At 61.9% G+C, this 13,420-nt stretch carries 11 protein-coding genes; 5 read left to right on the top strand and 6 right to left on the bottom strand.

Annotation, left to right across the window (positions count from 1 at the left end; genetic code table 11):
• Positions 1 to 37 precede the first annotated feature (37 nt).
• The 6 genes from IE266_RS04115 to IE266_RS04090 form a co-directional block, all read right to left on the bottom strand.
• Complete coding sequence (locus IE266_RS04115; RefSeq protein WP_189678786.1) at positions 38 to 784, bottom strand: SDR family NAD(P)-dependent oxidoreductase; 747 nt, start codon at positions 782 to 784, stop codon at positions 38 to 40.
• 1 nt (position 785) lies between these two features.
• The gene (locus tag IE266_RS04110; protein ID WP_189678785.1) at positions 786 to 2,408 is read right to left on the bottom strand and encodes an ABC transporter ATP-binding protein; all 1,623 of its coding nucleotides are present in this window, start codon (positions 2,406 to 2,408) and stop codon (positions 786 to 788) included.
• Positions 2,405 to 3,244: an ABC transporter permease gene (locus IE266_RS04105; protein ID WP_189678784.1), complete on the bottom strand. Its 840-nt coding sequence runs from the start codon at positions 3,242 to 3,244 to the stop codon at positions 2,405 to 2,407. The genes IE266_RS04110 and IE266_RS04105 overlap by 4 nt, the downstream gene beginning before the upstream one ends.
• Positions 3,241 to 4,212 carry an ABC transporter permease gene (locus IE266_RS04100; protein ID WP_189678783.1) on the bottom strand — a complete coding sequence of 324 codons (972 nt, stop codon included), beginning with the start codon at positions 4,210 to 4,212 and terminating at the stop codon, positions 3,241 to 3,243. Before IE266_RS04100 ends, IE266_RS04105 begins: the two co-directional genes overlap by 4 nt.
• 82 nt (positions 4,213 to 4,294) lie before the next feature.
• Positions 4,295 to 5,869: an ABC transporter substrate-binding protein gene (locus IE266_RS04095; protein ID WP_189678782.1), complete on the bottom strand. Its 1,575-nt coding sequence runs from the start codon at positions 5,867 to 5,869 to the stop codon at positions 4,295 to 4,297.
• A 110-nt stretch (positions 5,870 to 5,979) separates the two neighbouring features.
• Complete coding sequence (locus IE266_RS04090; protein WP_189678781.1) at positions 5,980 to 6,636, bottom strand: GntR family transcriptional regulator; 657 nt, start codon at positions 6,634 to 6,636, stop codon at positions 5,980 to 5,982.
• Between the two features lie 166 nt (positions 6,637 to 6,802).
• Here IE266_RS04090 and IE266_RS04085 point away from each other — a divergent pair, with 166 nt between their 5' ends.
• From IE266_RS04085 to IE266_RS04065, 5 genes are all read left to right on the top strand, one after another.
• Positions 6,803 to 7,831, top strand: a complete 1,029-nt coding sequence (locus IE266_RS04085) for a histone deacetylase family protein (protein ID WP_189678780.1) — start codon at positions 6,803 to 6,805, stop codon at positions 7,829 to 7,831.
• Positions 7,828 to 9,390, top strand: a complete 1,563-nt coding sequence (locus IE266_RS04080) for an acetolactate synthase large subunit (protein WP_189678779.1) — start codon at positions 7,828 to 7,830, stop codon at positions 9,388 to 9,390. The genes IE266_RS04085 and IE266_RS04080 overlap by 4 nt, the downstream gene beginning before the upstream one ends.
• Positions 9,391 to 9,413: 23 nt before the next feature.
• Positions 9,414 to 10,703, top strand: a complete 1,290-nt coding sequence (locus tag IE266_RS04075; RefSeq protein ID WP_189678778.1) for an ArgE/DapE family deacylase — start codon at positions 9,414 to 9,416, stop codon at positions 10,701 to 10,703.
• A gap of 89 nt (positions 10,704 to 10,792) precedes the next feature.
• Positions 10,793 to 11,767, top strand: coding sequence for a phosphotransferase (locus tag IE266_RS04070; protein ID WP_189678777.1), 975 nt, complete (start codon positions 10,793 to 10,795; stop codon positions 11,765 to 11,767).
• The gene (locus IE266_RS04065; RefSeq protein ID WP_189678776.1) at positions 11,764 to 13,098 is read left to right on the top strand and encodes an aspartate aminotransferase family protein; all 1,335 of its coding nucleotides are present in this window, start codon (positions 11,764 to 11,766) and stop codon (positions 13,096 to 13,098) included. The genes IE266_RS04070 and IE266_RS04065 overlap by 4 nt, the downstream gene beginning before the upstream one ends.
• Positions 13,099 to 13,420 lie beyond the last annotated feature (322 nt).

Below are 13,420 nucleotides of genomic sequence, written 5' to 3'. Positions count from 1 at the left end.
TTGCCTGGGGCCTCCCTCGTCTCCGGCTGTATCGCGCTCAGACGTGCTGGGCTCCGTTCACTTCTAGTTCCGCGCCCGAAACATACGAGCTTTGATCTGAACACAGGAAATAAATTGCATCAGCCACTTCTTGGGGCTGTCCCAACCGGCGCAGGGGCAGCTTCTCCACGATCTTGTCCGTGCCTTTGCTGAGGATCCCGGTCTCCACCTCCCCCGGTGCCACGGCATTGACCCGCACACCCAGGGGCCCGAAATCATGCGCCATCTCGCGGGTCAGCGCTGCCAGAGCGGCCTTGGAAGTGGCATAGGCCGCGCCAGCGAAGGGGTGCACTCGCGACCCGGCGATCGAGGTGACATTCACAATCGAGCCGCGCCCGCGCGACAGTTCCTCTTGAAGTCCTCGGGCCAGGACGATGGAAGCAAAGAAGTTGACGTGAAACACTTGCCCCCACATACGCAGGTCGGTGTCGATAGAGGTCAGCCGTTCACCATTCGCGCCTTTTGGAGAAATGCCCGCATTGTTGACCAGGGCATGCAGCGCGCCGCCCTCCAGCCGTTTCTTAATCTGCTCCACGACCTCCATGGTCTTGTTGGGGTCGCTCAGGTCCACCTGGACGTGATCCTGTTCGCCGCCCGGCCAAGGGCAGTCAGAAGAGAAGGGCTGCCGCGAGCATGTCAGCACACGCCAGCCTTCACGGGCGAACCGCTTGACCGTGGCATGGCCAATTCCCCGGCTCGCCCCAGTCAGCAACAGGGTTCTCCGGCCCGGCACCGCAGCGCCCATGCTATCCGGCCTCCGCGAGCGCGCGTTCATATTCCTGTCCTGGAATCGCGTCGAGCAGGCTGCGCGTATAATCGGTATCGGGGTCGTGCAGCACCTTGCCCGTTGGCCCCATTTCCACGATGGCCCCTTTTTGCATCACGATGATGCGGTCGCAGATGCGCGCAGCGACGCGCAGGTCGTGCGTGATGAACAGCATCGACAGGTTCAGTCGCGTCTTCAGATCGGCCAGGAGATCGAGCACCTGGGCTTGGATCGAAACGTCGAGGGCCGACACAGCTTCGTCCGCAATGATGATCGACGGGTCCAGCATCAGCGCGCGTGCGATGCCGATGCGTTGCCGCTGTCCGCCCGAGAATTCATGCGGGAAGCGGTTCATGGCCGAAGGGTCCAGCCCGACCAGCCCCAACAGATCGCGGGCCTTTTCCAGAGCCTCGGACCGAGGGGTGCCATAGGAGATCAGCCCCTCGGTGAGGATACGCGAGACCCGCGCGCGCGGATTGAGCGACGAGTACGGGTCCTGGAAGATCATCTGCAGGCTGCGGCGCTTTTCCCGCAACTCGGCCCCAGACATATGGGCGATATCGGCACCGTCCAGCATCACGCGCCCCTCATCGGGATTGATCAACCGGGTAAGGCAGCGTCCCACCGTCGACTTGCCGGAACCGCTTTCCCCCACGATGCCGATTGTTTCGCCGGCGCAGAGTTCGAAGCTGACTTTCTGCACCGCTTTGACGACGCGGGGTTTGCCGAAAAGTTTTCCCGACCCAACCACAAAGGTCTTGTTCAACCCAACGACGCTCAGCACCGGCGTCCGCGCCGGCTGTTCCGCATCGTCATGTTGATTCAGCCGTGGAATGGCGTCGATCAGCGCACGGGTATAGGGGTGTTGCGGGCGCAGCAGCACCTCGTCTGCCGTGCCGCTTTCGACGATCTCCCCTGTTTGCATCACGATCACCCGGTCGGCGATATCGGCGACCACACCGAAATCGTGGGTGATGAAGATGACCGCCATGCCGCGAGATTGGCGCAGGTTCTCGATCAACTTCAGGATCTGGGCCTGCGTCGTCACGTCCAGCGCCGTGGTGGGCTCGTCGGCGATCAGTATGTCGGGTTCCAGCGCCAGTGCCATGGCGATCATCACCCGCTGCCGCTGTCCACCCGACAGTTGGAACGGATAGGCGCGGATGGCAGACTCGGGATCGGGCAAGCCGACTTCCTCAAGCAGTTTCAGTGCCCGATTGCGACGCTCTTGCGGGGCAAGCTCGCCATGCGCCTCGAACACTTCCGCGATCTGCGCACCAACCCGCATCAGCGGGTTTAGCGCGCTGAGCGGCTCCTGGAAGATCATCGAGATACGTCGCCCGCGCAGGTCCTGCATCTGCCGTTCCGAAAGGCCCAGCACTTCCTGCCCGTCAAAGGTGATGGCGCCGCCGACAGGTTTCACACCCTGCGGCAACAGCCCCATCACTGCATTCGCGGACATCGATTTGCCCGAGCCGCTTTCGCCTACGATGCAAAGGATCTCCCCGGGAGCCAGATCAAAGCTGACATCCTTCGCGGCATATTTCCGGTCGGCGCCCTCGGGCAGGGCAATGCACAGGTCGCGGATGCTCAGAAGGCTCATTCGGATTTCCTCGTCAGACGGGGATTCAAGGCATCATTCAACCCTTCGCCTATCAGGTTCAGCGCGAGCACGGTCAGAAGGATCGCCATGCCTGGCAAGAACGACAGCCACCACGCCGTTCGGATCACCGTGCGCGCGGCACCGATCATATATCCCCAGGACATGATGTTGGGATCGCCCAGCCCAAGGAACGACAGAGAACTTTCCAACAGGATAGCCTGCGCGACCATGAGCGAGGCCAGCACGATGATCGGCGGCAGCGCATTGGGCAGGATATGACGCAGGATGATCTGCGCATTCCCGAGGCCCTGCAGGGTCGCGGCCTCGACGAACTCGCGCGTGCGCAAGCTCAGCACCTCGCCTCGCACCAGACGCGCCACCGGCGGCCAGGACACGATCGCGATCGCGATGATCACGAAAGTCAGGCTTGGTTGGAAGATTGCGAGGAGCACGATGGCAAGCGCAAAGCTGGGGATGGTCTGGAAGAACTCGGTGAAGCGCATCAGCGCGTCATCCACCCGGCCAACGAAATAGCCGGCCAGCGCGCCCACCGGCACGCCGATGGCCAGAGCCACCACGGTCGAGACCAGCCCGACCAGCAGGCTGACATAAGCTCCATGCGCCAGCCCCGCCAGCACGTCACGGCCCAACGCATCGGTGCCAAGGGGCAGACCGTTCTGCGTCAGTGGCGGCAGGAACGGGCGCTGAACCATCTTCCAAGGGCTTGTCGGGAAAATGAAGGGCGCCGCGATTGCAGTTGCGATCACAACGGCCAGGATGACCAGCCCGATCACTGCCCCGCGATTAAAACGGAAACGTGTCCAGAAATCTTTCATCCTGTCAGCCTTATGCGGGGGTCAATTATGACATAGAAGACGTCAGTGATCAGGTTGAACAGCAGCACCATGGCGCCCGAGATGTAGAAGACACCAAGGATCACGGCGTAGTCCCGCTGGTTGATGGCTTCGAACATCAGACGCCCGATGCCGGGCCAGGCAAAAACCGTTTCGGTCAGGATCGCGCCGCCGAAGATCTGGCCTGCCTGAAGCCCGGCCAACGTGATCACCGGCAGCAAGGCATTGCGCAGAATGTGCCGACGCAAGATCACCCGGCGTTTCACACCCTTGGCGCGCGCCGTCTTGACGAAGTCGAGCCGACTCACTTCGAGCATGGATGCCCGCGTCATGCGCATGTAGATGGCGGTGAAGAACAGACCCAAGGTCGTGGCCGGCAAGACAAGGTGCTTGGCAACGTCGAGCGCATGTGCCCAACCGGTGTAACCCGCGCCTACCGTCGAATAGCCGAAGCCCGGAAGCCAACCCAGCCACACCGAGAATACCAGCGCCGCCATCAGGGCCACCCAGAACAATGGCGTGGCATAGAAAAGCAGCGCCAGGGTAGAGATGATCGTGTCGCCCCAGCTGCCCTGCCGCGCCGAAGCAGCTACACCTGCCAGCACACCCAGAGACAATGAGAGCAGGAACGCCACACCGGTCAGCAGAAGGGTTGCCGGCAGCCGGTCGGCGATCAGCTCGGCCACTGGCATCTGCTGGCGATAGGAAAAGCCAAGATCAAGTTGCACCGCGCCCTGCAGATAGGTCCAGAGCTGGATGTAAAGGGGCTGATCCAGTCCGAAACGCTCCCGCAGGTCTGCGAGGAATTTTTCGTCCGCCGCGCCGGCTTCGCCTGCCATGACGGCGGCCGGATCGCCAGGAGCGGCATGGATCAGCAGAAAGTTGAAGATCAGGATGGCCAGCAGGATGAATCCCGCCTTTATCAGCCTCCCCAGGATGAACCGTGTCACGCTGTCTGCCCCGCCTTGTCAGCTGTTTTTGTGGTAGACCGGACCACCGCACGGGTGGCCCGGTCCGCCGGACGTATCGTTCTTACTTCGCTTTCTCGATCCAAACGTCACGGAAGCCGTCATTCACGCCGAAGGCAGTGTTGACCGGGTTCTTGATGTTGCAGCGATAGATTGTGGGGAAGCCCAGTTCGAGCAGCCACAGGTTGGGCACGTCGCTGACAATCTGATCCTGGATCGTCTTGTAGGCCGCGGCCCGGTCGTCGGGGCTGGCCATCAGCGCCGCTTCGTCGAACATCTTGTCGACTTCGGGGTTCTGGTAGTTGGCAACGTTGTTCCAGGGGCTGCCGACCTTGGCATTGGTGCTCATATAGGTCCGCGAGACACCCAGGGCCGGATCGCCGTACTGGTAGAGGTAGGTGAAGGCGAGATCGAAGTCGCGGTCACTGACCTTCTGGTTCCAGCCCGCCACATCCGACGGCACAATCTCCACTTTTATCCCGATCTCAGTCAGGTTCTGCTTCACCGCTTCGGCCCAGCGTTGCCAGGTCTCGCCATAGGGCAGGCCCAGAAGGCGGATGGTTTCGCCGTTGTAGCTCGATTCCGACAGAAGCTTTTTGGCCTTCTCTGGGTCATAGGAGATGTCGGGAGTAGAGTCGGAATAGAACCGGGTCGAAGACGACAGCGGACCGGTGGCGACCTTGCCCAGACCGTTCCATAGCGCGTCCTTGGCGAATTCACGATCCAGTGCGTGCATCATCGCCTGGCGCACTTTCACATCGTCCAGCGGCTTGTTGTTCAAGTTGATCCAGAGCCACGAAAGCGGCCCGAAGTATTCCCACCCCTTGTCGGTGATGCAGGTGTTCTCCATGTCGCGGATACGCGGCACATCGAAGTTCTCGATCGAGCCACCCGGCAGCACGTCTACCTTGCCGGTCTCATAGGCGACCGCACGCGAGGCGGCATCGGGGATCACGTGGTAGTAAACCTCGTCCACGTGAGGCTTGCCCTCCATATAGTAGTCCGGGTTCTTGACCAGGTGGATGTAGCTGCCCTTGACCCATTCGTCGAACTTGAACGGTCCGGTGCCGATCGGGGTGTTGTTCGCCGGGTTGTTGGCGAAATCGGTGCCTTCGTAGATGTGCTTCGGAATCATCGGCGCGGTGCCAGGCTCGAAGATGCCGATGAAGGGCCCGAAGGGCTGCTTCAGGTTGAAGACCACCGTGTGATCGTCGGGCGTCTCGATGCTTTCGACATGCTGCATGTAAGTGCGCATGCGCGAATGCGATTCACGCAGGAACTTGTCCATCGAGAACTTCACGTCCGCCGAGGTGAACGGCTTACCGTCATGGAAGACAACACCCTTACGCAGCTTGAAGGTGTAGGTCTTGCCGTCTTCCGAAATCTCCCACGACTCGGCCAGCTGACCGGTCGGCTGGAGATTCGCGTCATAGCGCAGCAGGCTTTCGTAAATATCGCCCGCAACCATCTGCGTGGGGCCATTCTGAATCAGACCCACCATCAGCCCTGGCGGTTCGGGCTGGATAACGACGTTCAGCGTACCGCCCTGTTGCGGCGTGCCGTCCTGCGCGGCCATCGGCCCCACCAGGACAAAGCTCGCCACGGTGGCTGCAATTGCAAACTTGAGTTCTCTTAGCATTGATTTTCCCTGTCGTTGTTATTGATTGAATTCAGTTGCCCCAACCTCACCAGAACAAAGAAGCTGATGGCAGGACAGCCGGTGCCGACTCGTGAGACGTGACTCTCGCTTCAGGCGGAGCTCAGCGTTTTGATGTATGCAACGATCCCCTCTCTTGCCATTATGATATCTTCTCGCATCCCATCGCGGGCCAGCTCGGATTCACCCTTCGCACAGGCGGCGACGATGATGTGGTGGCGTTTGACCATGTCCTGCGTGGCCGTTGAGAAATATCCCGATAGCAACGGCCCCATGCGAAGCCAGAGCTGCCCGAGCATGCTCAGAAGCACCGGCATGTTCGCGATCTCGGCAAGGGCGAAGTGAAACTGCTGGTTCAACTCGTTCGCCTGCGACCACCGCTTGGCGTCAATCGCTTCGGCGTTCCGCTCCACCAGCCGCTGCAGCCGCGCGACGTCCTTGTCCGTCGCCATTATTGCGGCGCGCTCTGCGGCCAGCCCTTCAAGCTCCGCGCGGATTCGAGAGATCTCGAGATACTCTTCGACCGAAAGCACAGGCACACGCACGTCGCGCACGGTGCGCTGCTCCAGAGCATTGTCGCGTAGCAGGCGCTGAACGGCGTCCCGCACCGGCGTGGAACTGGTGCCCAACGCCTCGGCCAGCCCCCGAATCGTAATCTTTTGATTCGGCCGGAGCTTGCCGCGCATCAGATCCTGGCACACCCGCCGATAGATCGCGTCCCCGAGCGAATCCTTGCTGATCTCTTTCATTTCGCTTTGGGCGCCGCGCTTACGACGAACGCCCTCCCTTTCTATTTTGATGCATCATGCATCATATGAGTTGAAGCCGCAAACTAAAACTGCAATGCTGCCACCGACCGCGCGCAAACCGATCGGCCAGCCGCGAGCTCTAAGAACAGTCAGGGATGGTCTGAACATGAAAGCCTTTTTCGATGCTCGACAGCTGGGTCATGCGCCGGATATTTATTTCCGTCGCGGCGCCGCAATGCCACATCAGGAACAGCCCCGCCGAGCAGAACTGCTGCGCGATATGCTGATCGCCGAAGATTTCAGCATTAGCGCGCCGCGCGACCACGGGCTGGCGCCAATCAAGGCAGTCCATAATCCTGATTACGTCGATTTCTTGCCCGACGCCCATGCCCGTTTCGTCGCCGACGTCGGCCCCGACGCGCTGGCGATTCCAACGGCCCATCCGGGCCGACGCCGCGGGAAGGAACCGAAGGATATTCACGGCCAGCTGGGTTGGTGGATGACGGACACCTCGACCCCGCTGACCGCGGGCAGTTGGGACGCCGCCTACTGGTCTGCCCAGACCGCCGTAGAAGGTGCCGAGGAAATTCTGTCCGGTGCGCGTGCAGCCTATTCGCTCTGTCGGCCGCCTGGACATCATGCGATGCGCGACTGTTCCAACGGGTTCTGCTTCTTCAACAACGCCTGCATCGCCGCGCATCACTTGACCAGCAAATACCGCAAAGTGGCGCTAATCGACGTGGACGTGCACACCGGCAACGGCTCCCTCGACATCCTTTACGAACGTGGCGACATCTTCTTCTGCTCGCTGCACCCGGACCCGAAGACCTATCCCACCTTCTACCTCGGCCATGCCGACGAAACCGGCGCAGGTGAGGGCGAAGGCGCATCGATGAACATCCTGTTGGAACAGGGCGCAGGCGAAAGCGATGTTCTGGCCGCACTCGACAAAGGCCTGGCGGCAATTCGCGATTTCGGCGCCGAAGCTTTGGTAGTCTCGCTGGGGTTCGACATGGCTGCCGACGACCCGCTGGCGGCTGTGGCCGTGTACCCGGAGGGCTTTGCCGAAATGGCCCGGCGCCTGGCCGCGATGAACCTGCCCACTGTGCTCGTGCAGGAAGGCGGTTATCTCGGGCCGTCGCTGACCGACAATGCTCGCGCATTCCTGACGACCTTCCGCGAGGCGATTCGATGACTTCTCGCCCTGACGAGATGAACGGCGCCGAAAGCGTGGTTCGCAGTCTTCATGCCGAAGGCGTCGACGTCTGCTTTGCCAATCCAGGCACCTCGGAAATGCAATTCGTCGACGCGCTGGACCGCACGAAGCTCATGCGCTGTGTTCTGGGGCTTTTTGAGGGCGTGGTGACGGCGGCCGCCGACGGCTACGCGCGCATGGCCGGCAAGCCGGCGGTGACGCTCCTGCACCTCGCGCCCGGCTTCGCCAATGCTGCCGCGAACCTTCACAATGCCCGCAAGGCGCGGGTGCCGATGCTGAACCTTGTCGGGGATCACGCGCTTCGCCACCAGAAATACGACGCTCCGCTGTCGGCTGATGTGGAGGGCGCCTGCAGACCCTTCAGCGACTGGGTGCGTTCCGGCCGCGACGCGGCGAGCTTTGCCGCCGACGCGATGGAAGGCCTAGCCGTGGCCAAGGGCAAGCCCGGCCGGATCGCCACATTGATCGCACCCGCCGATATCGGTTGGGATGCAGGGGCAAAGGTGGCCAAGCCGGTTACGCCCTCTGCCGCAGCCCCGCTGGACGAGAATACATTGTCGGACGCCGTCGCCGCGCTGGAAAGCGGAGACAGGACGGTAATCATCGCCGGCCTGTCCGTGCTAGAGGACACTGTCGCTCTGGCGCGCCTGCAAGGCATCGCCGAGAAGACGGGGGCGGATCTTCTCGCTCCGGTCTCGAACCGACGGATGGAGCGCGGTCATGGCCGCGTGGCGATGAAAAAGATCCCCTACCCGATCAACGATGCTCTTGAAACGCTGGCCCCGTATGCTCGCGCAATCCTAGTGGAAACCCAGCCGCCGGTAGCGTTCTTCGCCTATCCGGGCAAACCCAGCCTGCTGCTGCCCGAAACCTGCAGGACAACCGTTCTCGCTGACGTTGATGGCGATGGCCCTGCCGCCATCGCTGCGCTTGCTGATCGGGTCGGCGCACGCGCAGTCACCCCGCGCGACAATGCACCGCCACCGGTACCGCAGGCTGGCAAGCTCACCGCCGAAGTCATCGGCGCCGTCCTGTCCAACACGCTCCCCGAAGGTGCCATCGTCATCGACGAGGCCGTCTCGTCGAGCGGTATCATCTTTCCATCCGGCGATAGCGCGGCGCCCAACTCCTGGCTAGCGCTGACCGGCGGTTCGATCGGCATCGGCATTCCGCTTTCGGCGGGTGCAGCCATCGCCTGCCCGGACCGACCGGTGATCGCGCTTCAGGCTGACGGATCGGCCATGTATACGTTGCAGGGTTTGTGGACGCAGGCTCGCGAAGGCGCAAATGTGACCACCGTGATCCTCGCCAACCGCGCCTATGACATCCTGAAGGGTGAGCTTCACAACGTCGGCGCCCAACCGGGCCCAGATGCGCTGAGCATGCTCAATCTCGATCGGCCCGACCTGGATTTCGTGGCGCTTGCCAAGGGCATGGGCGTTCCGGCCCGTCGGGTCGAGGACGCGCAGGACTTCATGCGCACGCTGAAACAAGCGATGTCCGAACCCGGCCCCTTCCTGATCGAAGCCATGATCTGAAGCAACTGGCCAAAGGATCCCTCATGACACTTGACCCCGAACTGCGCGACCGTATTCAGAAAGCCGTTTCTGACAGGTTCGATGACCAGGTCGCTTTTACGCAAGCCCTTGTCAGAATGCCCTCGCTGCGCGGGCGCGAACACCCGGTCCAGGATTTCCTGTTCTCGGAACTGCGGAAGCGCGGCTTTGCGATGGACCGTTTCGGGATGGACCGGAATGCCATCTCAACCCATGAGGGCGGCTCGAAATTCTCGGACGACCATTCGGATGCCCCCATCGTTGTAGGCATCCACCGCCCGCGCGAAGAAATGGGCCGTTCGCTTATCCTTCAAGCGCATGTGGACGTGGTCCCCGAGGGGCTGCCTGAAATGTGGTCCGACCCGCCCTTTTCCGGCAGGGTTCACGGCGACTGGATGTATGGCCGGGGCGCGGCCGACATGAAAGCGGGCGTCGCGGCCAATATTTTTGCGCTCGATGCGCTGCGCAGCATTGGCCTCCAACCCGCAGCCACAGTCTACGTGCAATCGGTCGTGGAAGAGGAAAGCACCGGCAACGGCGCCCTTCAGACCTATCTGCAAGGCTACTCGGCCGATGCCGTGCTGATCCCCGAGCCCGAGGACGAAATGCTGGTGCGTGCCAATACCGGCGTGCTGTGGTTCCAGGTGCAGGTGCGTGGCGTGCCGGTGCATGTGCGCGAGATGGGCGAAGGCGCCAATGCGATCGACGGCGCAACCCGCGTGATGGCAGCCCTGCGCGAAATGGAAGCGGAGTGGAACACCGACAAGGTCAATCATCCCCACTTCGAGTCCGAAGACCATCCGATCAACCTGAATATCGGAAAGATCGAAGGCGGCGATTGGGCCTCCTCCGTCCCCAGTTGGTGCAACATGGATTGCCGAGTATCCATCTATCCCGGTCGCAGCGCCGAAGATGCAGCGCGGGAAATCCAGGACCGCATTGCCACCTTTGCCAAGGGTGACGCCTTCCTGTCGAACAACCCGCCGCAAGTGGTATTCAACGGGTTCTTCGCCGAGGGATACGTGCTGGAGCCCGGCAGCGACGCGGAATTGGTACTGAGCCGCGCCCACGAATCCGCCATTGGTGCGCCGCTCAAGTCCTTCATGACGGCAGGATACCTCGATACCCGCGTATACGCGCTTTACAACAAGATCCCGGCGCTCTGCTACGGCCCGGTGTCGCGCAACATCCATGGCATCGACGAATGTGTCAGCTTGTCGTCAGTCAAGCGCATCACGACTGCAATGGCACTGTTCATAGCCGAGTGGTGCGGCGTCGAGCCGGTGGAACCCTGATGCGACCACCTCCAGGTTTCCTTCCGGAGACTCCGCCCGATCTTCTGGCTCACGCGGCCCTGACCATTTCGCCCGAACAGGCAGCGGAAATGGCCGACGAACTTTTCGATGTCAGGGGCGAGGTGCTGCGGCTCAACGCCGAGAAAGATGCGAACTTTCGCATCACGCCCGAGGTCGGCCCGCCGATGCTGCTCAAGATCACCAATGCCGCCGAGGATCGCGGGGTTACCGAGATGCAAACAGCGGCCTTGCTGCACTTGGCCCGCGTCGATCCAGGCCTTCCAGTACCGCATGTCCTGCCGGCTCGGAACGGAGCGCCATCGCAGCTCGTTTCGCTGTCTGACGGGAAGGCACATGTCGTGCGCCTGCTTACCTTCCTGGACGGCACTACGCTCAGCTCGGCCGGGACCGCTTCGACCCTCCACTACCGCATCGGCGCCCTGCTGGCCCGCCTGACCGTTGGCCTGCAGGGTTTCACCCACCCGGCCAGCGACCATGTCCTGCAGTGGGACATCAAGCAGGCGCACCGGCTTCGCCCAATGCTGGACGCGGTGGAGGAGCCCGATCTGCACCGCCGTCTGACACGTCTGATAGACCAGTTCGAGGCAGAGATCGCGCCGCGCCTGACCCGCCTGCGGGCACAGGTCGTGCATAATGACTTTAATCCCCACAACCTACTGGTCGACACGCCGGCCGCGACCCGTCTGACCGGGGTGATCGATTTCGGCGATATGGTGCATACGCCCATCGCCTGCGACCTGGCCGTGGCATGTTCCTATCATGTACAGAACGGGCCGCAGCCTCTGGCCGCCGTTGCGCGCCTGATTGCGGGCTACGCGACCCAGTTGCCGCTAACGGATGATGAGTTCGCCCTTCTGCCCGATTTGATGCGCCTGCGCCATGCCACGACTCTCGCTGTCGGAGCGTGGCGTGCCCGTCGCTATCCCGAAAACGCCAGCTATATCCGCCGCAATGCCGCCGCATCGCTGCGTGGTCTGACGACGCTGGACCGAATGGGCAACCAGGCCGCGCTCGCCGCCCTGCAACCGGAGCAGATCCCATGACCATGATCAACGCTTTCGACCAATCCGGTGCTGACCGCCTCCCAACCGAGGATCGCGAACTGATCGCCCGGCGAGAGAAGGCGCTCGGTCCGGCTTATCGCCTGTTCTACGAGGAACCGCTTCACATCATCCGAGGCGAAGGCGTTTGGCTGTGGGACAAGCAGGGGCGCAGGTATCTCGATGCCTATAACAATGTCGCTTCGATGGGCCATTGCCACCCGCGCGTGGTGCAGGCGATTGCCGCGCAATCGGCGGTTCTGAACACACACACACGCTACCTGCATGACAGCATCGTAACCTATGCCGAGCGCCTGCTGGCCACCATGCCCGACGCGCTGGGGCACATGATGTTCGCCTGCACCGGTTCCGAGGCCAATGACCTGGCCCTGCGCATTGCGCGCCGCGTTACCGGCCGGCAGGGCGTCATCATCACCCGGCTCGCCTATCACGGCGTCACCGAGTCGGTATCTGAGCTTTCGCCCTCCCTCGGGGATTTTGTGCCACGCACCTCCCGTGTCCGCCTAATCGACGCGCCCGACGGACTGCGGGTGTCACCGACCGAGCAGGGTGCAAAACTGGCGGACGACCTCGCCCAGGCAATCGCCGAGATGCGTGCTGATGGCATCGAACCGGCGGCATTTCTTGTCGATACGATCTTTTCAAGCGACGGGTTGTATCCGGATCCGGCAGGCTTCCTACAGCCCGCAGTGGACCTGATCCGCTCCGAGGGCGGGCTGTTCATCGCAGATGAAGTCCAGCCCGGCTTTGGGCGAACGGGCGACAAGTTCTGGGGCTTTCAGCGCCACGACCTCGTACCCGACATGGTCACCATGGGCAAACCGATGGGCAATGGGTTTCCCCTCTCCGGCGTGGCGATGCGGCCCGAGCTGGTGCAGGAATTTGGCACTCGGGCGCGCTACTTCAATACCTTCGGCGGCAACCCTGTGGCCGCAGCTGCGGGCATGGCCGTACTCGACGTAATCCGCGAGGAGAATCTTCAGGAAAATTCCCTTAGCACCGGCGCCTTCATCAAGAATGGGCTGGAAGCGATCGCCCGCAACCACCCCGCGATCGCACAAGTGCGCGGCGCCGGTCTGTTCCTCGCAGTGGAATGCGTCAGCGACACAGCTACGAACGCGCCAGACGCCGCACTGGCGACCTTCGTCGTCAACTACCTCCGCCGCAACGGCGTGCTTATCAGCGCGTCCGGCCCTGGTGCCAATATCCTGAAGATACGTCCACCCCTGGTAATACGAGAAGCCGAGGCGCAGATCCTGCTGGACACGCTAGACGATGCCTTCACGGCTCATCATACGAGCACGGAGGGCTAGTCTGGTTACCATTGGCCCCTTGCGCCACGGTCGGGGCGCCCAGTCATCGGAGGTTGGATGACTTCGACGTTGACGTGTCGGTATCAGGCGCATCGCACGCGGAAAAATCATGGGCCTGGTTGGCACATTAGACGCAGACAGAGAGGATGGAGATGGCCTCTGGGAAGTTATGCGTTGGCGTTGGTGTCTAATAAAGAATGTAAATTTCGGCAGAAATAGAGTAGGAAAAATCGTGTGCACGGACGGATCCAAAGGGGCAGCAAAGGGAGTGTCCTGAACTTTGTGTATCCGGGCCGGCCCATGCGGTTTGGGATACTCAAGC

Source organism: Seohaeicola zhoushanensis (assembly GCF_014656415.1).
Lineage (GTDB): Bacteria > Pseudomonadota > Alphaproteobacteria > Rhodobacterales > Rhodobacteraceae > Seohaeicola_A > Seohaeicola_A zhoushanensis.
Note: the sequence above shows the minus strand (reverse complement) of the source record. Positions and strands in the feature narration are given on the sequence as shown.